Source organism: Streptomyces sp. NPDC090119 (assembly GCF_044747085.1).
In the GTDB taxonomy this organism is placed as follows: domain Bacteria; phylum Actinomycetota; class Actinomycetes; order Streptomycetales; family Streptomycetaceae; genus Streptomyces.
Map to the genome: position 1 here is coordinate 173,438 of NZ_JBIVDK010000008.1, position 23,619 is coordinate 197,056.

The 23,619-nt window shown below is 70.9% G+C and carries 19 protein-coding genes; 11 read left to right on the forward strand and 8 right to left on the reverse strand.

Annotated elements, in window-relative coordinates; genetic code table 11:
- The first annotated feature begins 13 nt into the window (after positions 1–13).
- From ACIPPM_RS29885 to ACIPPM_RS29900, 4 genes are all read left to right on the forward strand, one after another.
- Positions 14–1,099 (forward strand): ABC transporter substrate-binding protein, encoded by a 1,086-nt coding sequence (locus tag ACIPPM_RS29885; RefSeq protein ID WP_401453395.1) that lies wholly within the window; start codon positions 14–16, stop codon positions 1,097–1,099.
- Between the two features lie 68 nt (positions 1,100–1,167).
- Positions 1,168–2,733, forward strand: coding sequence for a sugar ABC transporter ATP-binding protein (locus ACIPPM_RS29890; RefSeq protein ID WP_401453397.1), 1,566 nt, complete (start codon positions 1,168–1,170; stop codon positions 2,731–2,733).
- Positions 2,726–3,691 (forward strand): ABC transporter permease, encoded by a 966-nt coding sequence (locus ACIPPM_RS29895; RefSeq protein ID WP_393914328.1) that lies wholly within the window; start codon positions 2,726–2,728, stop codon positions 3,689–3,691. The genes ACIPPM_RS29890 and ACIPPM_RS29895 overlap by 8 nt, the downstream gene beginning before the upstream one ends.
- Positions 3,691–4,713: an ABC transporter permease gene (locus ACIPPM_RS29900; RefSeq protein WP_401453400.1), complete on the forward strand. Its 1,023-nt coding sequence runs from the start codon at positions 3,691–3,693 to the stop codon at positions 4,711–4,713. Before ACIPPM_RS29895 ends, ACIPPM_RS29900 begins: the two co-directional genes overlap by 1 nt.
- A gap of 22 nt (positions 4,714–4,735) precedes the next feature.
- On the opposite strand, the gene ACIPPM_RS29905 is transcribed toward ACIPPM_RS29900, so the two are convergent.
- Positions 4,736–6,580 carry a glycoside hydrolase family 76 protein gene (locus tag ACIPPM_RS29905; protein WP_401453402.1) on the reverse strand — a complete coding sequence of 615 codons (1,845 nt, stop codon included), beginning with the start codon at positions 6,578–6,580 and terminating at the stop codon, positions 4,736–4,738.
- 366 nt (positions 6,581–6,946) lie between these two features.
- Here ACIPPM_RS29905 and ACIPPM_RS29910 point away from each other — a divergent pair, with 366 nt between their 5' ends.
- The 3 genes from ACIPPM_RS29910 (at position 6,947) to ACIPPM_RS29920 (ending at position 11,652) form a co-directional block, all read left to right on the forward strand.
- Positions 6,947–10,180, forward strand: coding sequence for a TIM-barrel domain-containing protein (locus tag ACIPPM_RS29910; RefSeq protein ID WP_401453479.1), 3,234 nt, complete (start codon positions 6,947–6,949; stop codon positions 10,178–10,180).
- Positions 10,181–10,302: 122 nt separating this feature from the next.
- Positions 10,303–11,274, forward strand: a complete 972-nt coding sequence (locus tag ACIPPM_RS29915; RefSeq protein WP_401453404.1) for a DUF4331 family protein — start codon at positions 10,303–10,305, stop codon at positions 11,272–11,274.
- Positions 11,275–11,373: 99 nt separating this feature from the next.
- Positions 11,374–11,652: a glutaredoxin domain-containing protein gene (locus tag ACIPPM_RS29920; protein ID WP_401453406.1), complete on the forward strand. Its 279-nt coding sequence runs from the start codon at positions 11,374–11,376 to the stop codon at positions 11,650–11,652.
- Here ACIPPM_RS29920 and ACIPPM_RS29925 read toward each other — a convergent pair.
- From ACIPPM_RS29925 to ACIPPM_RS29940, 4 genes are all read right to left on the reverse strand, one after another.
- Positions 11,636–12,661: a LacI family DNA-binding transcriptional regulator gene (locus ACIPPM_RS29925; protein WP_401453408.1), complete on the reverse strand. Its 1,026-nt coding sequence runs from the start codon at positions 12,659–12,661 to the stop codon at positions 11,636–11,638. The two genes, ACIPPM_RS29920 and ACIPPM_RS29925, sit on opposite strands and share 17 nt — an antisense overlap.
- Before the next feature lie 57 nt (positions 12,662–12,718).
- Complete coding sequence (locus ACIPPM_RS29930; protein ID WP_393604168.1) at positions 12,719–13,555, reverse strand: ATP-binding cassette domain-containing protein; 837 nt, start codon at positions 13,553–13,555, stop codon at positions 12,719–12,721.
- Positions 13,552–14,547: an ABC transporter permease gene (locus tag ACIPPM_RS29935; RefSeq protein ID WP_388999780.1), complete on the reverse strand. Its 996-nt coding sequence runs from the start codon at positions 14,545–14,547 to the stop codon at positions 13,552–13,554. The genes ACIPPM_RS29930 and ACIPPM_RS29935 overlap by 4 nt, the downstream gene beginning before the upstream one ends.
- Before the next feature lie 115 nt (positions 14,548–14,662).
- Positions 14,663–15,685, reverse strand: a complete 1,023-nt coding sequence (locus ACIPPM_RS29940) for a sugar ABC transporter substrate-binding protein (RefSeq protein WP_401453411.1) — start codon at positions 15,683–15,685, stop codon at positions 14,663–14,665.
- A 405-nt stretch (positions 15,686–16,090) separates the two neighbouring features.
- Between ACIPPM_RS29940 and ACIPPM_RS29945 the strand changes: the two genes are divergently transcribed.
- Complete coding sequence (locus tag ACIPPM_RS29945) at positions 16,091–18,640, forward strand: GH32 C-terminal domain-containing protein (protein ID WP_401453413.1); 2,550 nt, start codon at positions 16,091–16,093, stop codon at positions 18,638–18,640.
- A 61-nt stretch (positions 18,641–18,701) separates the two neighbouring features.
- Here the strand turns inward: ACIPPM_RS29945 and ACIPPM_RS29950 are convergent, their stop codons facing one another.
- On the reverse strand, positions 18,702–19,535 hold the full coding sequence (locus tag ACIPPM_RS29950; protein WP_401453415.1) for an alpha/beta fold hydrolase: 834 nt from the start codon (positions 19,533–19,535) through the stop codon (positions 18,702–18,704).
- Positions 19,536–19,739: 204 nt separating this feature from the next.
- Positions 19,740–20,258 (reverse strand): PaaI family thioesterase, encoded by a 519-nt coding sequence (locus ACIPPM_RS29955; protein WP_401453417.1) that lies wholly within the window; start codon positions 20,256–20,258, stop codon positions 19,740–19,742.
- Positions 20,259–20,311: 53 nt separating this feature from the next.
- On the opposite strand from ACIPPM_RS29955, the gene ACIPPM_RS29960 reads away from it, so the two are divergent.
- Positions 20,312–20,746, forward strand: coding sequence for a winged helix-turn-helix transcriptional regulator (locus tag ACIPPM_RS29960; protein WP_401453419.1), 435 nt, complete (start codon positions 20,312–20,314; stop codon positions 20,744–20,746).
- A gap of 168 nt (positions 20,747–20,914) precedes the next feature.
- Here the strand turns inward: ACIPPM_RS29960 and ACIPPM_RS29965 are convergent, their stop codons facing one another.
- Entirely contained in the window at positions 20,915–21,496 is a 582-nt protein-coding gene (locus ACIPPM_RS29965) for a TetR/AcrR family transcriptional regulator (RefSeq protein ID WP_401453421.1), read from the reverse strand.
- A gap of 115 nt (positions 21,497–21,611) precedes the next feature.
- Here ACIPPM_RS29965 and ACIPPM_RS29970 point away from each other — a divergent pair, with 115 nt between their 5' ends.
- On the forward strand, positions 21,612–22,682 hold the full coding sequence (locus ACIPPM_RS29970; protein WP_401453422.1) for an alpha/beta hydrolase: 1,071 nt from the start codon (positions 21,612–21,614) through the stop codon (positions 22,680–22,682).
- Positions 22,679–23,617: an MBL fold metallo-hydrolase gene (locus ACIPPM_RS29975; protein ID WP_401453423.1), complete on the forward strand. Its 939-nt coding sequence runs from the start codon at positions 22,679–22,681 to the stop codon at positions 23,615–23,617. Before ACIPPM_RS29970 ends, ACIPPM_RS29975 begins: the two co-directional genes overlap by 4 nt.
- Positions 23,618–23,619: the final 2 nt, after the last annotated feature.

Consider the following 23,619-nt stretch of genomic DNA (forward strand, 5'->3'; position numbering starts at 1 on the left):
TGGGGTAATCCGCATGAAGCCGCACTCCCGCACCACCACCAGAAACATCCTCGCCATGGGGCTCGTCGCCGGGCTGGCGCTCGTCACCGGCTGCACCAAGTCCGAGAGCGACAACTCAGCCCCCACGCAGTCGAGCAGCGCGGGCGACGACGCGGGCAAGCAGGTCGCCGAGAGCGGCGGCGGCAAGACCTGCGCGATCGGCGACTACGGCGCCGACACGCTCGACCTGAAGAACGCCACCGTCGGCTTCTCCCAGTCCGAGAAGGAGGCCAACCCGTTCCGCATCGCGGAGACCGCCTCCATCAAGGCCGAGGCCGAGAAGCGTGGCATCAAGCTGCTCACCGCCAACGCCCAGTCGCAGTTCTCCAAGCAGATCAGCGATGTGCAGGACCTCATCGCCAAGGGCGCCAAGCTGCTCGTCATCGCCCCGCTGAACTCCGACGGCTGGGAGCCGGTGCTCCGGTCCGCCCAGGCCAAGAAGATCCCGATCATCACCATCGACCGGCAGATCAACGCGGCACCCTGCAAGGACTACGTCAGCTTCATCGGCTCCGACTTCGTCGCCCAGGGGCGCCGCGCGGCCGACCAGCTGATCGAGGCCACCGGCGGCAAGGGCGAGATCGCCATCCTGCTCGGCGCGGCCGGCAACAACGTCACCACCGAGCGGACCAAGGGCTTCGAGGACCGCGTCAAGGAGAAGGCCCCCGGACTCAAGGTCGTCTTCAAGCAGACCGGCGAGTTCACCCGCGAGAAGGGCCAGTCGGTCACCGAGCAGCTCATCCAGTCCAAGCCCGGCATCAAGGCGATCTACGCCGAGAACGACGAGATGGGCCTCGGCGCCGTCAACGCCCTCAAGGGCGCGGGCAAGAAGCCCGGCGCCGTGAAGATCGTCACCATCGACGGCACCCGTAACGCCGTGCAGGGCATCGCGGACGGCTGGATCAGCGCCGTCATCGAGTCCAACCCGCGCTTCGGGCCGCTCGCCTTCGCCACCCTGGACTCCTTCACCCAGGGCAAGCCCGTCGGTGAGGACATCGTCATCCAGGACAGCCAGTACACCGGCGCCAACGCCAAGGCCGACCTGAACAAGGCCTACTGAGCGCCCACTTCGACCGGGCGCCGAGAACCCTCCGAAGGTTCTCGGCGCCCCGAGCAGGCACGTCGCCCATGACCCCATGGAGAGCAGCCGTGACCGCACCACCCGACGAAGTCCTCGCCGTCACCGGCCTGACCAAGCGCTTCCCCGGTGTACTGGCCCTCGACGACGTGACGTTCACCCTGCGGGCGGGCCAGACCCACGCCCTGGTCGGCGAGAACGGCGCGGGCAAGTCCACCCTGATCAAGGTCCTCACCGGGGTGTACCGCCCCGACGAGGGCGAACTGCGCCACCAGGGCGAGGCGGTGGCCTTCCCCACCCCGCTCGCCGCGCAGCACGCCGGGATCTCCACGATCTACCAGGAGGTCAACCTCATCCCCCTGATGAGCGTGGCCCGCAACCTCTTCCTCGGCCGCGAGCCCCGCACCCGACTCGGCCTGATCGACTTCGCCCGCATGCACCGCGAGGCGCGGGACACCATGGCCGAGTACGGCGTCCACGTCGACGTACGCCGCCCGTTGCGCGAACTCGGCGTCGGCGCCCAGCAGATGGTCGCCCTCGCCCGTGCCGTCTCCGTCGACGCCCGCGTGGTCGTCATGGACGAACCCACCTCCTCGCTCGAACCCCGCGAGGTGGAAACCCTGTTCGGGGTCATCCGGCGGCTGCGCGAACAGGGCATCGCCGTGCTGTACGTCAGCCACCGCATGGACGAGCTGTACGCCATCTGCGACACGGTCACCGTGCTGCGCGACGGCCGCCTGGTGCACACCGGCCCGCTCGCCGAGACCGGCCGCCTCCAGCTGGTCTCCCTGATGCTGGGCCGCGAGATGGGCGAGGTCCGCGCCGAGGGCGTCACCAAGTTCACCGGCAGCCACGACGCCGGGTCCCAGCCCGTGCTCAGCGCGCGCAATCTGAACCAGCGCCACCAACTGCACGACGTCTCGCTGGACATCCGCCCCGGTGAAGTCGTCGGCCTCGGCGGACTGCTCGGCTCCGGGCGGACCGAGACCGCCAAGGCCATCGCGGGCGCCCTTCCGCTCGGTGCCGGTGAGGTCACCGTGGACGGGCAGCGCGTGCGCACCGGGTCGGCCGCGGCAGCGATCCGGGCCGGGATCAGCCTGCTGCCCGAGGACCGCAAGACCGAGGGGATCGTGCCGGGTCTGTCCGTCCGGGAGAACATCGCCCTGGCCGCGCTGCCCCGCATGTCCCGCTTCGGGCTCGTCTCCGAGGCCAAGGTCGACGCCGTGGTCGACACCTTCATGAAACGGCTGCGGATCAAGGCCGCGAGCCCCCACCAGAAGGTCGGCGAACTCTCCGGCGGCAACCAGCAGAAGGTGCTGCTGGCCCGCTGGCTGGCCATGCACCCCAAGGTGCTGCTGCTCGACGAGCCGACCCGCGGCATCGACATCGGCGCCAAGGCCGAGGTGCAGAAACTCATCGACGAACTCGCCGAGAACGGCCTCGGCGTGCTGCTGATCTCCTCCGACGTGGAGGAACTCATCGAAGGCTCCGACCGGGTGGTGGTGCTCCGGGACGGCTCGGTCGTCGGCGAGCTGACCGGGGACGAGGTCGGCGCCGACCAGCTCCTGCGGGCCATCGCCGAGGCCGCCGAGGAGGAGGCGCCCCACCATGACTGAACTCGCCCTGGACAACCGGACGCTGCCCGACCGGTCCACGGTCGTCGGCTGGCTCCAGAACTACGGCGTCTACCTGGGCCTCGCCGTCCTGCTGCTGTTCAACGTGTTCTTCACCGACCACTTCGTCTCCGGCGAGAACTTCCGCACCCAGGCCGTCCAGGTCTCCCCGGTGCTGATCGTCGCCCTCGGCATGGCGCTGGCCATCGGCACCGAGGGCATCGACCTCTCCGTCGGCGCCGTGATGGCCCTGGCCACCTCCGTCACCTCCCTCTACCTCGGCTACGGACCCTGGATCGCCCTGCTGGCCGCGCTGGTCGGCGGTGCCGTCATCGGCGTGGCCAACGGTTCGCTGATCGCGTTCGTCGGCGTCCAGCCCATCGTCGCCACCCTCGCGCTCATGGTCGGCGGCCGGGGCATCGCCCTGGTGCTGCTGCCCCAGCTCAAGGACGTACGCGACCCCGCCATGGCCACCCTCGGCTCCGGCAGCGTGGTGGGCATCCCCTACCTCGCGCTGATCGCGGCCGCTCTCGCCCTGATCGTCGGCTTCGTGGTGCGCCGGACCACCTTCGGGCGCAGGCTCCTCGCCATCGGCGACAGCCGCCCCGCCGCCCAGCTCGCCGGACTCCCCGTGCACCGGGTCCTGATCACCGTCTACGTCTGCTCGGGCATCCTCGCCGCCGTCGCCGGGTTCCTCGCCACGGCCCGGCTCCAGGCCAGCGACCCCAGCTCACTGGGCAACCTGATGGAACTGTCCGCCATCACCGCCGTCGTCGTCGGCGGCACCCCGCTCACCGGCGGACGCGTACGCATCGGCGGCACGGTGGCCGGCGCCGTCCTCATCCAGCTCCTGACGGCCACCCTGATCAAACACGACCTGCCCTCGTCCTGGACCCAGATCGCCCAGGCCGTGGTGATCGTGCTCGCGGTGTACGCGGCACGGGAGAGGGGGAAGCGGTGATGCCCAGCACCAAGGAACACCCCACCGCCGCCGGACGGACCGCACCCGCCCCCGGCGACACCGCCCGGCGCGGCGACCGGGTGGCAGCCCTCGCCCAGCGACACGGCGCCCTCGTGGCCCTCGTCGCCCTCGCCGCGGTGGCCTCGCTGTCCTTCGACTCCTTCGCCACCGGCGACAACCTCGGCAACATCGCGGTCTCCTCGTCGTTCCTCGCCACCGTCGCCCTCGGCATGACCTTCGTCATCGTCAGCGGCGGCATCGACCTCTCCGTGGGCTCCGTGTTCGTCCTCGGCGGTGTCCTCGCCGCCTGGGGCTCCCAGTACGGCACCGCCGTCGCGCTGCTGCTGCCGCTGGTGGTGTGCGCCGCGATCGGCCTCGTCAACGGGCTGCTGGTGGCCCGTACCGGGCTCGCGCCGTTCATCGTCACCCTCGCCTCGATGCTCGCCGCGCGCGGGCTCATGCTGGCCATCACCGACGAGGGCGCCAAGACCTTCCTGGTCGACCCGGACTCCGTCTTCGCCTCCCTCGGCCAGGGCAAGCTGCTCGGCATCGGAACTCCCGTGTGGATCACGGCGGTTCTGTTCATCGGCGGTGCCGTGCTGCTGCGGAGCACCCGGTTCGGGCAACGGGTGTACGCCGTCGGCGGCAACGAACAGGCGGCCGCGCTGATGGGCGCCCCCGTCGCCCGCACCAAGATCAGCGTGTACACCCTGTCCGGGCTGCTCGCCGGTCTCGCCGGGGCGCTGAACGCGGCCTACCTCGCATCCGGTGTCACGATCCTCGGCTACGGCATGGAGCTGGACGCCATCGCCGCCGTCGTCATCGGCGGCACCCTGCTCACCGGCGGCCTCGGCTACGTCAGCGGCTCCCTCGTCGGCGTGCTGCTGCTCAAGGTCATCCAGAACGTCATCAACCAGATCGGCTCCCTCGACTCTGCCTACCAGCAGGTGGTCAGCGGGGCGTTCCTCGTCCTGGTCGTCGTCGCCCAGACCTGGCTGGCCAGGCGGCGCCGGGTCGGCTGAACGCCTCGTCGGACCGCAGGGCTCACCCGGCCGCGGTCAGCGCCGCCAGCGCGCTCGCCTGGGTCCGCCAGTCCACCTGGTTCGGACCGGTACCGGCCCACCGCTGGCCCAGCCGGTTCAGCGGGTCCCGGTCCTTGGCCCACACCGAGTCGGCCTGCCGCACCAGATATGCGCGGTAGGCCGACGAGCCGGTGGCCGACGCCAGATCGGCCAGATGCCGCACGAAGACGCCCTTGAACTGCTTCTGGTTGTCGTCGCAACTCGCGCCGCCCACGTCGCACGACTCGGTCAGCACTCCGTCACGGGTCAGCGCGGGGGAGGACAGCGCGGCGTCCGCCAGCCGCTTCGCGGTGTCGAGATAGCGGCTGTCACCGGTCGAACGCCACAGCTCGGTGAGGCCGCCGATCGCCAGCCCCTGGTTGTAACTCCACACCGTCTGACCGTTGTTGGCGCACCCGCTGGTCAGCCCGTCGTTCACCAGGCCGGAGGAGTTGATCAGCCCGCTGCGCAGATACCAGTCACCGGCGGTCACCGCCCGGGTGCCCCACACCGTGTCCCCGGCGAGCCGCTGGTGCAGCGCCGACGTCAGCCACAGATACAGGCCGCTGGTCACCGCGTTCTTGTACGTGCGCTCCCGGTCCCACCACACCCCGCCGCCGCAGGTGCCGGTGTCCCAGAACCCCCGCACGTAGTCGGTGATGGTCACCGCCTCGTCCAGATAGCGCCGCTCGCCCGTCTGGTCGTACGCCGCCACCCAGGCGATCGCCCACCAGGCAGCGTCGTCCACCGCCCGGCTGATGAAGTGCCCCTCCACCGGGTCCGAACTACGGCCGCCCGCCGGGAAGACACCCTTGTTCTGCTCGAAGGTCCGCGCGAGAGCCCAGTCGTAGTCGTGCCGTCCCGTGGCCCGCGCGAAGTCGGCCACCGAGGTCAGCGCCACCGCCGAGTTCCACCAACTGCTGCGCCACCAGCCCTCGTCGGTCCGGTACGACGCCATCAGCGCGTCCGCCGCGCCCCGCGCCCGCGTCGGTGCCGGGCGCGCCCACGCGGTGCAACTCCCGTCCTGGTGCGCCGACTCACGTCCGCAGGCGCGAACAGCACCGCCGTACAGCAGCCCACGTGGGTCCCGCGTGGCGAACATCGCCGTACGCGTCGCGGAGGACCCGGACGGCACGCTGGTCCGGCCGAGCGAGGAGCCCTCCGGCCAGCTCGCGCCCTCGTCCCAGGAGCGGTCGAGCCAGATCTCGTCGCCCGCGCCGCCGTTCTCCAGCACACCCCACGCCATGCCGTTCGCCTGGTCCATGTGCAGGCTGATGGTGCGCCCGTACAGCGTGGTCGCGGGCACCGGACGTTCGTCACGGGCCGCCGTGGCCGGGTCGGCGCCGTCGCAGGAGGTGCCGTCGCACACCCGTGGGCGGAACCAGTCCGTGCAGGTCACCCCGGCCGCGTCGGCGCAGGCCCGGACCCAGCCGCGCCGGTGGGCGACCGGGTCGGTGACGTTGTACATCAGCGTCCGGGTGCCGGTCCACGAGGCGGGGATGCTCGCCTTCCCCAGCAGCCCGTCCCAGCTCGCGCCCCGGTCCCATGACCGGTCCAGCCACACCGCGTCACCCTGCTTGCCCTGGTCGACACTGGCCCAGGCCATGCTGTCCGGCTCGGAGACATGCAGTCGGAGGAGACGGCCGTTGACGGTCCGGTCCGGCACCGGGAACGACTCCTGGCGGGCCTTGGACGGATCGAGTGTGTCGCAGGAGAGCGCGCACACGGTCGTCGCGGCGCGCGCGGGGGAGGGGAGCGCGAGCACTCCGCCGAGCGCGAGCGCCAGGGCGAGCAGCGCGCCGAGGAAACGGGGTCTGTGAACCGGCATGGCGAGTCCTCCAACGTTGAACAAGCCCAGTCAGTTGCACGACAGCACCGAGGGGGAGGGCTGTACAGCAGCAAAAGCAGCCACAGACGGAAGCAGCCACAGCCGGAACCGGACGGAACACCTGTCGCGCGCGCCGCACGCCAACTACCCTGACAACGCTGTCGGTTCGCACCCTGGACACGTGAAAGCGGAGCGTGGTGTCATGCCGGGGAGCCGTGTTTACAACGTTGTATCGCTGTATCGCACCTGTGCTGCACCCCGTCGTCTCCGCATGTCCGTCGCGCTCGACGAGAGCGCCACCGCCCCCAGGAGCGTGCCGTGCGACCACCCTTCCCCCGTACCCTCCGCCCGCCGCGCGGACCGGTCATCGCCCTCGTCCTCGCATGCGCGGGTGTCGCGCTCGCCCCCGTCGGCGCCGACGCCGCCACCCCGGCCGCCAAGGCCCGCTCGGCCACCGTGACGGTGCCGGGCGCCCGGTTCCAGGTGCTGTCCCCGACCCTGATCCGCACCGAGTACGCCGGGGACGACAAGTTCGAGGACAGCGCCACCTTCAACGCCATCGGCCGGAACGCCTTCACCCCGCCCGCCTACACCTCCTCCGTGAAGGACGGCGTCCTCACCGTCACCACCAGCGCCCTGACCCTGCGCTACAAGGTGGGGTCCGGACCCTTCACCGCCGACAACCTGACCGTCCGCCTGAAGGCCGGGCAGCAGCAGGTGCAGGCGAGCCCCTGGCAGCGCCCCGACTGCGCGGTGGGCACCCTGTGCGAGGCCGAGGGCCAGCTCCACGACGGCCCCGGTGTCGCCATCGACCACACCGGATACACCGGCAAGGGCTTCCTCGCGGGCTTCGACGTCACGAACAACTCGCTGACCACGGACGTACGTTCACCGGAAGCGGGCGCCTTCGAGTACGCCGTCCGGTACGCCAACGCGGTCGGCTCCGACGGCCGCCGCGAGACCCGCACCCTCAGCCTCAGCGTGGACGGCGGCGCGGCCAGGACGTTCAGCCTCCCGGCCACCGCCGACTGGAACACCTGGGGCGTGGCCCGGCTGCCCCTGACCCTCGGCGCCGGAAGCCACACCGTACGGCTCCAGCGCACCGCCACCGACTCCGGCAACGTCAACATCGACAGCGCGGCCCTGGTGAAGCCGGGCGCCGACTACCCGGCGCGGGACCGCACCGCCGTCCCCGCCTGCGCGTTCGGCACCAGCTGCGAGGCCGAGGACGGCCTGCTCGCGGGCACCGCGGTCATCGCCACCGACCACCGGGGGAACTCCGGCGACGGCTTCGCCGCCGAGCTGAACAAGGACGCCTCCCTCACCCGCCGCGTGACCGACGTACCCCGCGACGGCACCTACCGCCTCCACCTGCGCTACGCCAACGGCACCGGCGGCGACGGCCGCCACGAGAAGCGCAGCGTGCAGGTCCGCACCGGCACCGGCACCCCGGCGACCCTCACCCTCGACCCGACCGACAACTGGGACACCTGGCAGACCGTTTCCACCACCGTCCAGTTGAAGGCCGGCGCCAACGACGTCACCCTCGCCTGCCCCGACACCGCCAGCTGCCACGTCAACGTCGACACCCTCGCCGTCACCGCCACGGCCGACCCCGCCCCCGCGCCGCACTTCGCCCTCGGCGGCTACCGCCGCAGCCTCGACGGGCTCGACGGCGACAACGACCCCAGCCCCCGCACCACCCCCGGCCTACTGCACCGCGACGGCTGGCATCTGCTGGACGACACCCCCTCCGCCGTCTACGACTCCCGCACGGGCAAGGCCACTTCGCGCGCCGCGCATGCCGGGAAGCCCTACCAGGACGGCTACCTCTTCGGCTTCGGCCACGACTACAAGCAGGGCCTCACCGACCTCGCCACCCTGACCGGCCCGCCCGCGCTGCTGCCCCGCTGGGCCTACGGCGTCTGGTACTCCGAGTACATCGACCGCACCGCGAAGGACTACCAGGGCACCATCCTGCCCGCCTTCCGCGCCGCCGGGGTTCCGCTCGACGTGCTCGTCACCGACACCGACTTCAAGGCGCCCAACACCTGGAGCGGCTGGAACTTCGACCCGGCCAAGTACCCCGACCCCAAGGGCTTCTTCGACTGGTCCACCGCGCAGGGGCTGCACAACACCCTGAACGTGCACCCCAGCATCCTGGAGTCCGACCCGCAGTACGCCAAGGCCCAGGAGACCGCCAAGGGCAAGCTGAGCAAGGGCGGTTGCGCCGGTTCGGCGGGCTCGGAGTGCCGTACCTTCGACTTCGGCGACCCGGACCAGCTCAAGGCGTACCTCGATCTGCACCGGCCCTTCGACCGCGCCGGGAACGACTTCTGGTGGCTGGACTGGTGCTGCGACGCCTCGCGCTCCTCGCAGCCCGGTGTCACCCCGGACGCCTGGATCAACCAGAAGTACGCCGGTCTCACGGCCGAGACCGCCGAGCGTCCCTTCGTGCTCTCCCGTGCCTACGGTTCCCTCCAGGCGGGCGGCTACAGCGGTGGCGTCGGACTGCCCACCGGACCCTGGGCCGACAAGCGCAGCACGCTCCACTTCTCCGGCGACACCGCCTCCACCTGGGGCACCCTGAGCGCCGAAGTCGGTTACACACCGGGCGAGTCCGCCGCCACCGGCATGGCCGCCATCAGCCATGACATCGGGGGCCACAACGACGGACACGGCATCCCCGGCGCCGAGACCTACACCACCGACGACGGCCGCACCCACCGCACCACCAAGCTGCCCGACGACCTGTACGCCCGCTGGGTCCAGTTCGGCACCTTCCAGCCCATCGACCGCCTGCACAGCAACCACAGCGACCGGCTGCCCTGGCAGTACGGCGACGCGGCCCGCGACTCCGCCACCAAGTTCCTCCGGCTGCGCGAGGCCCTCGTCCCGTACACGTACACCCTCGCCCAGCAGGCCGCCACCACCGGCGTCCCCCTCGTCCGCCCCCTCTACCTCGACCACCCCGAGGACGAGGCCGCCTACACCAGGGCGGGCAGCGAGTACCTGTACGGCCCCGACATGCTGGTCGCCCCGGTCACCACGCCCGGCACCAGCACCACCACCTCCGTCTGGTTCCCCCAGGGCACCTGGACCGACTACTTCACCGGCCGCACCTACACCGCGGGCACCGGCGGCGCCACGTACGACGTGACGACCACCCTGGACACCATGCCGGTGTTCGTCCGCGCCGGAGGCATCGTCACCACCCGCACCGGCAACGCCGCCCACGACTCCGGCACCCCGCTCGACCAGGTCGGCGTCACCGTCGCCACCGGCGCGCCGGGCGCCTTCACCCTCTACGAGGACGACGGCGTCAGCACCCCCGCCCGCCATCGCTCGGCCACCACCCGCATCACCTACACCGACCGCACCCTGCGCATCGCCCCCACCCACGGCACCTACAAGGGCGCCCCGAACCGGCGCACCTGGACCGTCACCTTCCAGGGCCTCACCAAGCCCCCGGCCCACGTCACCGCGAACGGCACCACACTCGCCCCCACCGCCTGGCAGTGGGACGCCACGGCCCACACCCTGAAGATCACCACCCCGAGGACGAGCGTCCACCAGCCGGTGTCGGTCTCCTACCGGTAGCCGGTACCGCACAATGAGGGCCCGCGCTGCGACACGGCGCGGGCCCTCTTCCGAGTGACCCGGCGCCGACGAGCGGCCCGGCCACCGCCCGAGCGAGGGACGTCCGGGGCAGCCTGGGCGCCATGTCTCATCACCTCAGCGGCCCGGACCTGCGCCCACCCCTGGGCGACGCCCGGCTGGACATGACCGACCTGTTCGCCTTCACGGTCCCGGACGACCGCACCGTACTCATCCTGAACGCGCACCCCGCCGTCCCCAAGGAGGGTGCCGCGCTCCACCCCGACGCGGTCTACCGGATCAACGTCGACACCGACGGCGACCACCAGGCGGACATCGCGTTCAGCTTCGTCTTCTCCCCGCCACGGGACGGTCATCAGACCGTGAGCGTGTACCGGGCGACCGGTCAGCAGGCCCGTGACCACGAGGCGGCGGGCGAGGAGATCATCAAGGACGCGCCCGTCGCCCTCGGCGCCGAGCCCCAGGTGGTCACCGCCGGGCCGTACCAGTTCTCCGCCGCGCTGCGCAGCGACCCCTTCTTCGCCGACCTCGAAGGCATCGCCAACCAGTTCCAATGGACCGGGAAGGACTGGGGCGCGGACAAGAACGTCTTCAGCATCGCGCTGGAGATGCCCAGTTCGGAACTGGGCCCGGACCCGGTCATCGGCGTGTGGGGGCGGGTGAGCCTCCGTACGGACGGTGAGCTGAAGTCCGTCGACCGCGGCGCCCACCCCTCGCTGACCGCCTACTTCAACCCCGAGAACAGCGCCAAGACCGCGTACAACGAGGGCGAGCCCGCCCAGGACCGGGACACCTACCTGCGGCAGTGGACCGAGGTGCTCCAGCACATCGGCGGCTACGACCCGGCGGCCGCCGAGGAGACCCTGCGCACGGTCCTGCCGGACATCCTCCGCCTCGACCGCTCCCGGCCCGCGGCCTATCCCAACGGACGCACCCCCACCGACGACATCACCTCCGCCCGGCTGACCATGGTCTCCGGCGGCAAGATCACCAGCGACCACATCGGCCCGCACACCGACCTGTCGGACCAGTTCCCCTACCTGGGCACCCCGCACGCCGAACCAGCCAGCCTCTGACTGGCCCCGGCCGCACGGGAGATGGCCCGCGCGCCGACACCGCGCGGGCCTCCACTACCCTCGGACCCGGACCAGAAGAAGCCGACCGAGGGGAAGACCTTGACCGACTACCGGGATGGCGTGGTCGTCTACTGGCGGCCGTTGTGCCCGTTCTGCATCAAGCTCCGGCTCCGCCTCCGCCTCGCCCGGCTGCCCCGGACCGAGGTCAACATCTGGCGCGACCCCGACGCGGCCGCCTTCGTCCGCCTGGCGGCCGACGGCAACGAGACCGTCCCCACCGTGACCGTGGCGGGCAACGCCATGGTCAACCCGTCGATGAGAGAGATCCGCGAGGCCGTCCGCCGGCACGCCCCGCATCTGCTCAAGCCGACGCGCTGACCCGCTGCTCGCCCGACCCCCGCACGATCAGCCGGGTCGGCACCGTGACCGTACGGGCGCGCGAGCGGTCGCCGTCCAGCCGGGCCAGGGCCGTGACGGCCGCCGTACGGCCGATCTCCTCCGGGTTCTGGGCGACCACCGTCAACGCGGGCTCCAGCGCCTCGGCGAGCGCGACATCGTCGAACGCGACCACCGCCACGTCCTTGCGGCCGCTGCGGGCCAACTGCGCGACCACGCCGAGGGCCACGATGTTGTTGCCCGCGAACAGCGCGGTCGGCGGGTCGGGGAGGGCCAGCAGCCGCGCCGTCGCCTCGCCCGCGTCGTCCTGGTCGTGGGCGCTGGCGACCAGCAGCCGGTCGTCGGGCAGCCCCGCGTCCCGCAGCGCCTCCCGGTACCCGGCCAGCCGCTCCCGCCGGGTGTACAGCCGGGTCGGCAGGTCCCCGACGAAGCCGATCCGCCGATGCCCGTACCCGACCAGATGCGCCACCCCGGCACGGGCGCCCTCGCGGTTGGAGCTGACCACGCAGTCCGTCGCCAGCCCCGCCCCCGGCCGGTCCACGAACACCACCGGCAGCCCCACCGCCCGGTGCGGCCGCAGATGGGCGTGGTCGGCGCCCACCGACGGCACCACCATCAGGATGCTGACCCGGCGCGCCAGGAACTTGTCCGTCAGCGCCCGCTCCCGGTCCGCGTCGTCCGCCGACGACCCCATCAGCAGCGTCAGCCCGCGCTCGCGGACGCAGTCCTCGATGCTGCCCGCCACCGCCCCGAAGAACGGGTTGCCGAGGTCCGGCACGACCAGCCCGATCGTGGTGTCCGGACCGCCGACCCGGATGTTGCGGGCCATCAGGTTCGGCTGGAAGCCGAGCCGCGCCACGGCCGCGAGCACCTGCTCCCGGGTCCGCGCCGAGGCGGGACCGTCCTCGTTGAGGACACGGGAGACCGTCTTGGCGCTCACCCCGACCTCGCGGGCGACATCGGCCAGGGTGGGGCGGCGGTTCGCGGCCATGCGGGACACGTCTCCTGTGCTCGTCGGCTCCGGCCGGGAACCCCCGGGCCGTGGAAGTCAGGTGGCCTGGACCCCGGCGGCCTTCGCGGCCTCGGAGTCCGCGACGACCGTACCTCCGCTCTCGTCCACCGTGAGCGCCCCGGTCATGATGGCGACCACCTCCGCCATCGAGTAGTCCGACGGCTTGATCACCGCCGCCCGGCGCCCCAGCCGGTGCACATGGACCCGGTCCGCGATCTCGAAGACATGCGGCATGTTGTGGCTGATCAGTACCACCGGCAGCCCCCTGTCGCGCACCCGCCGGATCAGGTCCAGCACCTGGCCGGACTCCTTCACCCCGAGCGCGGCCGTCGGCTCGTCCATCACCACGACACTGCGCGCCCACGCCACCGACCTGGCCACCGCGACCGCCTGCCGCTGCCCGCCGGAGAGCGTCTCCACGGCCTGGGTCAGCGAGCGCAGGCCGATCTTCAGATCGGCCATGTGCTCGGCGGCCTCCTGCCGCATCCGCTTCTTGTCCAGCATCCGGAAGACACTGCCCAGCACCCCGGGGCGGCGCAGCTCGCGGCCCAGGAACATGTTGGACGCGATGTCCATCGACGCCGCCACCGCGAGATCCTGGTGGACCGTCTCGATGCCGTGCGCACGGGCACTCTGCGGCCCGGTGAACCGGATCGGCTCGCCGTTCAGCAGGATCTCGCCCGCGTCCGGCACGATCGCCCCGGTCAGCGCCTTGATGAGGCTGGTCTTCCCGGCGCCGTTGTCCCCGATCACCGCCAGCACCTCACCGGGCAGCAGATCGAAGTCGGCACCGTCGATCGCGGTCACCTGGCCGTAGCGCTTGACCAGCCCGCGGGCCTGGAGGACGGGCGTGGGGGAGTCGGCGGCGGTCATCGGGCCTTCTTCCGGGAGATCTGGTCGACGGTCACCGCGAGGATCACCAGGACCCCGGTGATCAGCGTCTGGTAGATGGACGCGACCCCCATCAGCTGGAGGCCGTTGCGGAACACCCCGACGATCAGCACACCGATGAACGTGCCCAGCACCGAACCGCGCCCGCCGAACAGGGAGGTCCCGCCGATGACCACGGCGGTGATGCTGTCGAGGTTGTCCGTCTGCCCGGCCTGCGGATCACCCACGCCGGTACGGGAGATGAGCAGCAGCGCGGCCACCCCGTACAGCAGACCGGCGACCGTGTACACGCCGATGGTGAGCCGGGAGGTGCGGACGCCGTTCAGCCGGGCCGCCTCCACGCTGTTGCCGAGCGCGTACACGTGCCGTCCCCAGCCGGTGCTGCTCAGCGCGTAGGCGAACAGCAGGAACAGGGCGATGGTGACCAGCGAACCGTAGGTGATGTCGGTGTGGCCGAGCGGGAAGGTGCCGCCGAGCGCGGTCAGCGGGCCGGGCAGCTCGGTGACCGTCTGCTCCTCGGAGTAGATGTGGGTCAGCGCGAACGCCACGTTGAGCATGCCCAGGGTGACGATGAACGGCGGCAGCGGGATCTTCTCCGTCAACACCCCGTTCAGCAGCCCGAATCCGGCGCACACCAGCAGCCCCAGACCGATGGCGAGCAGCGGCGGCAGCGAACCCTCGGCGGCCATCCGGGCCATCATGATGCTGCCGAACGCCATCACCGCCCCGCACGACAGGTCGATCCCCGCCGTCAGGATGATCAGGGTCTGCCCGATCGCGAGCGTGCCCACGACCATGACCTGCTGCACGATCAGCGAGAAGTTCCCGCCGGTCAGGAACTGGTCGGTGGAGAAGGAGAAGAAGACACAGGCGATCAGGAGGGCGGCCAGGGGACCCGTGGTGGGTGCCGTGAGCAGTCGGCGCGCCGTGCTCGGCGCCGTGAGCCCGGCGTACGGCGTGGTCGTGGCGGTCATACGACGTCCTTGTCGAAGGGCTTGGCGGAGGTCGGGGGACTCGAGGGGACAGCGGGGGCGGCCGGTCCGGCGGGGGAGTGGCCGGGCCGGCCGCCCGGTCAGATGGGCCGGGGCCTCAGCCCCAGCAGTTGTCCAGGCCGTACGCGGTGTCCTTCGCGTCCACCCCGGACTGGGCCTTGTCGGTGATCAGGGTGACGCCGGTGTCGGTGTAACCGGACGCCTTCTTCCCGTCCTTGGCGTACGACACGACCGCCTTCACGCCCTCGGCGGCCATCTTGAGCGGGTACTGCTGCGAAGTCGCCGCGATCTTCTGGTCCTTGACCGCCTTGGTGCCGGTGCAGCCGCCGTCCACGGACACGATCAGTACGTCCTTCTCCCGGCCCTTCGCCTTCAGCGCGGTGTAAGCACCCAGCGCGGCGGGCTCGTTGATCGTGTAGACGACGTTGATGCCCGGCTCCTTCTGGAGGCAGTTCTCCATCGCCGTCTGCCCCTTGGTCTGGTCACCGGCGGTGTCCTGCGAGCACACCACGGACGGGTCCTTGGCGCCGACGCCGAAGCCCTTGAGGAACCCGTCGTGCCGCTGCACGCCCACCGAGACGCCCGGCGCCAGGTCGAGCGTGGCGATCTTCGCCTGCTTGCCCTTCATCGCGGCCTTGGCGTACTGACCGATCAGCTCGCCCGCCTTGAGGTTGTCCGTGGCGAACAGCGCGTCCACCGCGCTCTCCGGCTCGGTCGGCGTGTCCAGCGCGATCACCAGCACGCCCTTGGCGCGGGCCTTCGCCAGCGCGGGCACGATCGCCTTGGAGTCGCTCGGCGTGATCAGGATGCCCTTCACCCCGGACGCCACCATGTTCTCGATCGCGGTGACCTGACCGGCATTGTCCCCGTCGAACTTGCCCGCCGCCGTGAGCAGTTGGGCGCCGTTCTCCTTCGCCGACTTCTCCGCGCCCTCCTTCATCTTCACGAAGAACGGGTTGGTGTCGGTCTTGGTGATCAGCCCGACCTTGACCCCGCCCGAACCCGACGCGGACGACCCCGAACCGGAGCCGGAACCGCAGGCCGTGAGCGTCAGAGCCACGGCGCCCGTGCACGCGGCGACTCTCAGCAGGGACAGGTGCGGACGAGTGAAGCGAGACATGAACGACTCCTGCGGGATTGCGAGCGGCGCGGCCGGCATCGGAGCATGCCGTCCCGAGGTGTCATCGTTGACTTATGTCATCGTTGACACGTCATGGCGAGGATGATGGACGGCCGCTCACGGCGACGTCAATGCCCTGTGCCTGTCACAAATCGGCAACGTACGCGGCTTGTGCCGGGCGTCGTGAATCAGCCAACAAGCGCTGCCGCGCGAACCGTTGACGGGCCGGTGTCCCTGCCGCATCATCGACGCACCCGCTCGCTGTCATCGATGACATGAGTCAACGATGACATCTCCCGCCGACGCCAGGGACGACGGCACCGGCGGCCTGCCCACTCCTTCCCGGACCCGTGCGCCCCGCGCGTCACGCTCCGCCGCGGGGCCGACCGCAGCACAGGAGATGTCATGAGCTCGGTACGTGGAACGCGGCACGCCCGCGCCTGGCTGATCGCGGCGGCACTGTCCGCCTGCGCCCTGGCGGCCGCCTCGCTCACCCCGCCGGCGGCCGCCGCCGACGCACCGCCCTACACCGAGACCTACCGCCCCCAGTTCCACTTCACCCCCGAGAAGAACTGGATGAACGACCCCAATGGTCTCGTCTACTACCAGGGCGAATACCACCTCTTCTACCAGTACAACCCCAACGGCAACTCCTGGGGCGACATGTCCTGGGGCCACGCGGTGAGCACCGACCTCGTGCACTGGAAGCAGCTCCCGCTCGCCCTGTCCCACGACGACGAGGAGATGGTGTTCTCCGGCAGTGCGGTGATCGACCGGAACAACACCAGCGGCTTCGGCACGCCGGGCAACCCGCCGATGGTCGCCATCTACACCAGCGCCTTCAAGAGCGGCGGCAAGCAGGCGCAGTCCCTCGCCTACAGCACGGACCGCGGGCGCACCTGGACCAAGTACCAGGGGAATCCCGTACTGGACATCGGCTCCACCGAGTTCCGCGACCCCAAGGTCCAGTGGTACGCGCCGACCAGGAGCTGGCTGATGACGGTCGCCCTGCCCGCCGAGCGCAAGGTCCGCTTCTACACCTCCAGGAACCTCAAGGACTGGAAGCTGCTGAGCGACTTCGGTCCGGCGGGTGCCACCGGGGGTGTCTGGGAGTGCCCGGACCTGTTCCCGCTCCCTGTCGACGGCGACCCGCGCAAGGTCAAGTGGGTCCTGGTCACCAACGTCAACCCCGGTGCGGTGGCCGGGGGTTCGGGCACCCAGTACTTCACCGGCGACTTCGACGGCACCCGGTTCACCCCGGACGACGACGGCAGTTACACCCCGCCGCAAGGGGTGGTGGTCCAGGACTTCGAGGGGGTCGGCTTCGGCGACTGGACGGCCACCGGCACCGCCTTCGGCGCCGGACCGGCGACCGGCGCGGTGGACGGCCAGCAGACCGTCACCGGCTTCGACGGCAAGGGCCTGGCCAACAGCTTCCACGGCGGCGATCCGAGCACCGGCACCCTCACCTCGCCCGGCTTCACCGTGACCACCCCGTACCTGAACTTCAAGACCGGCGGCGGACGCCACCCGCACCAGCCCGGCACCGCCGTGGACCGCGGCCCCACCCCCGAGGGAACCGTCCTCGCCGACTTCGAGGGCGGCACGTACGGCGGCTGGACCGCGACCGGGGACGCCTTCGGCCCCGCACCGGCCACCGGCACCCTCCCCGACCAGCAGCAGGTCTCCGGGTGGCTCGGTGACGGCCTGGTCAACACCTACCGGGGCGGCGACACCGCCACCGGCACACTCACCTCACCCGAGTTCACCCTCGACAAGGACTACCTCGACTTCCTGGTGGGCGGCGGCAATCACCCGGCCACCGCAGCCAACCGCACCGCCGTCGAACTCGTCGTGGACGGCCGCACGGTACGCACCACCACCGGCCGCGACTCCGAGGCACTCGACTGGGCCTCCTGGGACGTACGCGACCTCAGAGGCAAACGGGCCCGCATCCAGATCGTGGACGACAACACCGGCCGCTGGGGCCACCTCGACGTCGACCACCTCGTCCTCTCCGACACCCGCGCCGAGGGCCCCACCGACGAGACGGCGGTGAACCTCCTCGTCGACGGCCAAGTGGTCCGCAGCGTCACCGGCTCGGACAGCGAGGCGATGGACTGGGCCTCCTTCGACCTGCGCCCCTACCAGGGCCGCACGGCCCGCATCCAACTGGTCGACCGCAACACCGGCGGCTGGGGCCACATCATGGCCGACAGCTTCACGGCCGCCCAGACCCCGGCCCGCTCCGCCGTGGACCGCGCCTCCTGGGTCGACTACGGCAAGGACCACTACGCGGCCGTGACCTGGAACGACGCCCCCGACGGCCAGCGGTACATGATCGGCTGGATGGCCGGCCTCGACTACGCCGGAGCCACCCCCACCACCCCCTGGCGCAGCGCCCAGACCGTCCCCCGCCGCCTCACGCTCCGCACCATCGACGGCCGCGCCCGCCTGCTGAGCGAACCCGTACCGACACTCTCCACCCTGTGGCGACAGCCCACCACGACGACGGGCCTCACCGTCACCAACACCTCCCGCACCCTCCCCACCAAGGGCAAGGCCCTCGACATCGAGGCCACCTTCACCCTCCGCGACGCCGACCGCTTCGGCCTCAAGGTCCGCACGGGCAGCGGGGGAGAGGAGACCGTCGTCGGCTACGACCGCACCACCGGCGAGCTGTACGTCGACCGCACCCACTCCGGCGTCACGGACTTCAGCCCCTCCTTCCCCGGAGTCCAACGCGCCCCCCTCAAGCCCCGCGACGGCAAGATCAAGCTCCGCATCCTGGTCGACTGGTCCTCCGTGGAGGTCTACGGCGGCGACGGCGAGGCCACCATCACCGACCTGGTGTTCCCCACCCCCACCTCCGACGGCATCCAGGTGTTCGCCGACCACGGCTCGGCCAGGCTGGACCGGGTGATGGTGCGTCAGGTGGGCTCGTACCGGGAGTGACACCTCTGCCGGCCGGGCACCCGAGCGAGTGGGTGCCCGGCGCTGTACCGCTGAGGTGGGGTCAGCGCGGTCGCCGTACGAAGTCCACCAGTACGGCGGTCAGTTCGGCGGCCGCGTCCTCCTGGACGAGGTGGCCCGCGCCGGTGATCGGCTCCAGCCGCGCGCCCGGGATGCGGGCGGCGAGTTCGTGGCCCTTGGCGGGCGGGATCCAGGTGTCGTCCTGGCCCCAGCAGATCAGCGTCGGGAGGTCCAACTCGCCGTACCGGTGCTGTACTTCGTCGGTGTAGCACTGGTCGGCCTGGGCGATCTGCCGGTAGAAGGCCGCCTGGCCGGAGTCACCGAGCCAGGGCTGCACGAGCCGGTCGAGTACCGCCGGGTGGAGGCCGGGGCTGCTGGCCGAGCTGACGTACTCACGCACCAACGCCCGGTGCAGGGCGGGCGGAAGCTGCTCGAAGACCTTGGAGTGCTCGCCGACGAGCCGGAAGAACGGGGAACCCCAGGGAGCCAGCGCGACCGGGTCGACCAGTGCGAGGGCACGGTAGCGAGCCCCGTGCAGCAGATGCGCCCGCAGCGCGACGGCACCGCCGAAGTCGTGGGCGACCACCGTCGGTTCGTCGAGACCCCAGTGCGCGAGCAGCTCGGTGAAGACCTTGCCCTGCGCGGCCAGGGAGACATCCTGGCCGTCCGCCTTCTCCGACGCGCCGTAACCGGGCATGTCCCACACGAACACCTGGTGGTGGCGGGCGAGCGCCCGGGCGACCGCGCGCCACACGTACGAGGAGAAGGGCGTGCCGTGCAGGAGCACGACCGGGGTCCGGCCGGGTTCGCCGATGCTGTCCCAGCGGACGTCGCCCGAGGTACTGCGGAACGTCTCGGACAGATGCCATTCACTCACGGGCGCTGTTCCTCTCAGTCGCGTGCACGGTCGAACCGGGTGATCACACCGGGTGGGGCTGCGGGGTGACGCCACACCACGGGCGACGTCGCCGGTACGACCACCGAGACGGTGAATCTATTCCGTCACCGCATCAGAGGTGCGGCACCAGGGCGCGTGAGGGTGGCGAGAGGGGTGCGGAGGCCACTCGGTCCGCGAGGGCTTTCAAGCTGGGATGATCAGACAACTGCTGGTGGCGGTGGCGAGGACGTTGCCCGCCGCGTCGCGCAGGTCGGACTCGGCGAAGCAGACACGCTTACCGGCCTTGGTGACTCGCCCTCTCGCGAAGATCTCGCCGGTGTGCGCGTGGATGGGGCGCAGGAAGTTGACCTTGATCTCGATGGAGCTGTAGCCGACCCCGGCAGGGAGGGTGGTGTGCACGGCGCAGCCCGCTGCGGAGTCCAGCATGGTGCAGGCCATGCCGCCGTGCACCATCCCGATGGGGTTGTAGACGGATTCGTCCGGGGTCGAGGCGAAGACGACTTCGCCCTCCTCGACGTCGATCAATGTGAAGCCCATCAACTCGCAGATCGGGGCTCCGGCTCGTTCCCCGCGCATCCATTGGGAGAGGAACTCGATCCCGGGCAGCTCGCGGCTGCTCTCGGCCGTGACTTCCGGGTTGCTCCACGTGACCGTCTTGGAGTGGGTTGCGAGCGGGGCGACGGGAGGGGTCTGAGACGACATGGCGGCACGCTAACAGGCTGAGTTCACTCCGTAAACTCAGATAGGCTGTCGGCATGGTACGGGAATGCTCAATCGCAGCGGCCCTGGCGGTCGTGGGTGAACAGTGGTCGCTTCTGGTCCTGCGGGAAGTGGCTCTGGGCGTCCGGCGTTTCGACGCGATCCAGGCGGCGACAGGCGCTTCTCGGGCGACCCTGGGAGCCCGACTGCGCTCACTCACCGACTCCGGGCTCCTCGAGCGGATCGAGTACCGCGAACCGGGCTCGCGAGCACGCCACGAGTACCGGCTCACTCCCGCCGGCCGTGAACTGCAACCGGTACTCACGGCTCTCATGCAGTGGGGGGACCGGCATCTGACCGGCGTTGAGGGCCCGCCCTTGACGGTCACTCACTCAGGGTGTGGGGCAGCGGTCCGCGCGAGCCTCCGCTGCGAACGGGGGCACGTACTGCCGGACACCGGCCACGAACTCACGGTCCAGCACAACCGGTAGCAGCCCCGCCGGTCGAACGCTCCGGAGAGGCTTCCCATGCCCGGGTGACCTTCAGGACCGACGGCGGTAGAGCGCGCTGCCCCGAACTGCGGGGCGGTTCGGCGACCAGGCTGTCTCTCGTGGGTACCGGACGAGGTCACGACGACTCACGGAGCCCCCACTCAGCACTCAGCCGATCGCCGCGACGGCGGCCCGGGCGAGCCGCGGGGCCAGCGTGTCGTCCAGCGCCCCGTGGCTGAGCAGCAGGCGGAAGTGGATCGGCGCGATCAGCGTTTCGAGCACCCGGGCGGCGTCGGTGTCGGCCGGTACCTCGCCGCGCGCCACCGCGCGACTCACCATCACGCCAGCCGCGGCGACGCGGGACTCCCAGAATTCGAGACGCGCCTGCTCCAGTGACGGATCATCGGCCGTCGCCGCCATGGTCCGCATCAGGGTCACGGCCATCGGGTCGCGAACATAGGCGATCACCTCCGCGGCGAACCGTGTCAGGTCCTCGAGCAGCGTCCCGGTGTCCGGGACCGGGAGTCGCTCCTCGCTGCGCTCCAGCAGGGCCTCGACCACGATCCGCTCGACCGACCCCCAGCGGCGGTAGATCGATGTCGCGTGGACTCCGGCACGGGCGGCGATCTCGGGGACGGTCAGCTCCCGGATTCCGCGCTGCTCAAGCAGTGCCAGACCGGCGTCGTGCACGGCACGGCGCACCCGGCCGGACCGGCCGCCGGGACGAGGACGAGGGTCGGGAGAAGTCACGCAGAGAATCCTAACGCAGCGACATTGCTTTTGGAGTGTGAGTGCGTCTAGCGTTAACGCAGCTTCACTGCGATAACGGATGTGGCGCGACCGGGCGTCACTCAAGGAGGCAACCATGGGCTACCAGTGGCCGCTCGACCCCGCGATCCTTTTCGAGGAGCGCTCCGCCCAGATGACAGGCGGTGGCCTCGACGCGACTGACGTCGCCGCCGTCCGTTCCGCCACCGTCGACATGTGGCGCGACGGTGACGGCGGCTGGGTCCGCGAATGGTCCCGGCTCGCCGAGCGGTACGTCGCGTCCGGCCGCCTCGATCTCGCCGCCCTCGCCTACGGCTGGGCCAAGTTCCCGTCGCTCGCCGACGACGCGAAGCGCACCGCCCTGCACCGTCAGGCCGACGTCTACGCCCAGATGGTGGCCACCGACCCGAAGATCGAGTTCGAGCGACGGGTCCTTGACGTCCCGTTCGCCGGGACCACCACTCCGGTTCCGGTGCACCTGCTCGGCGCACCCGGCCTGGCTGCCGACGTACCGGTGATCCTGGCCAGCGGCGGGGTCGACACCTGGAAGATCGACCTGCACGGGACCTGGGCCGCACTGGCCCATATGACCGGTGCCCGCGTGCTCGCCTTCGACATTCCGGGCACCGGGGAGACCCTGGTGCCGTTGTCCCCCGGCAGTGTCGAGGTCGTTGACGGCCTGGTCTCCGCCGCCCGCGGGCTCGGCGACGGACGGGTCTTCCACTTCGGTATCTCGATGGGCGGCTACTTCGCCGCAGCGACGGGCCTGAAGGGCACCGTCGACGGCGCTGTCGTCTGCGGCGGACCGGTCGAGGCGGCCTTCGCCCCGGACAAGGAATCGCACGCCGGAATGGCGGACATCATCGGCAACGCGGCCGGGTTCGACCGCAGTCCGGCGCCCGCCGAGCTCGCCCAGCGGCTGCGGGGCATGTCGCTGCGCCCGCTGCTCGACCAGGACACGAACGCGCCGATGCTGGTGATCAACGGCGCCGACGACATCCACGTCCCCCAGGACGACACCGTCGTCTTCACCGGCCGACACGACACCCAGGTCACACTGATCCCGGAGACCGGCCACTGTGCCGCGTCGAAGTTCGAAGAGATGGCCGGAAACGTGATCGCCTGGCTCAACGCCCGCATTGCCGAGAACAAGGGTGCGGTCGCGTGAGCACGCCGACGCGACCACACCGGTTCGAGCCACCCGGCCGGGCCACCGAGGTGGCCGACGGGATCTTCGCCTACGTACAACCGGACGGCAGCTGGTGGATCAACAACACCGGCTTCCTGGTCGGCACCCACGGCGTGGTGAGCATCGACTCCTGCTCGACGACCGACCGGACCCGCGCCTACCTCGGCGCCATCGCGCGGGAGACCGGCCAGCCCGTGCGAACCCTGATCAACACCCACCACCACGGCGACCACACGTTCGGCAACTACCTCTTCCCCGGTGCGACCATCGTCGGGCACGACCGAATCCGTGCCGCCGTCCGCGAGTGGGGCGAGCCGCACTCGGCGCCGCTGTTCACCGACGTCGACTGGGGGCCCGTCGAGCTGGCGCCACCGTTCCTCACCTTCGAGGACCACGTGACGGTGCATGTCGACGAGCTGATGTGTGACGTCCGGTACGTCGGTGCACCCGCCCACACCGACAACGACTCTGTGGTATGGATTGCCGAGCGCCGGGTGCTGTTCTCCGGCGACCTGCTCTTCAACGGTGGCACTCCGTTCGTGATGCAGGGCTCGGTGGCCGGGGCCCTCGCGGCCCTGGACCGGCTGACCGCGCTGGAGCCGGAGACGATCGTGCCCGGTCACGGCCCGGTCTGCGGGCCCGAGGTGATCGACGCCGAGCGCGGATACCTGCGCTTCGTGCAACAGACCGCCGCCGAGGGCCGGGCCGCGGGTGTCTCGCCGCTGGAGGCGGCACTCGGCACGGACCTGGGCGAGTACGCCGACCTGCTCGACCCTGAGCGGCTGGTCGGCAACCTGCACCGCGCGTACGCCGAGGATGCGGGCGCCGCACCGGGCGCAGCCATCGACCTCGGCGCAGCCTCTGCCGACATGATCACGTTCAACGGTGGTCGGCCGCTGAGCTGCCACGCCTGAAC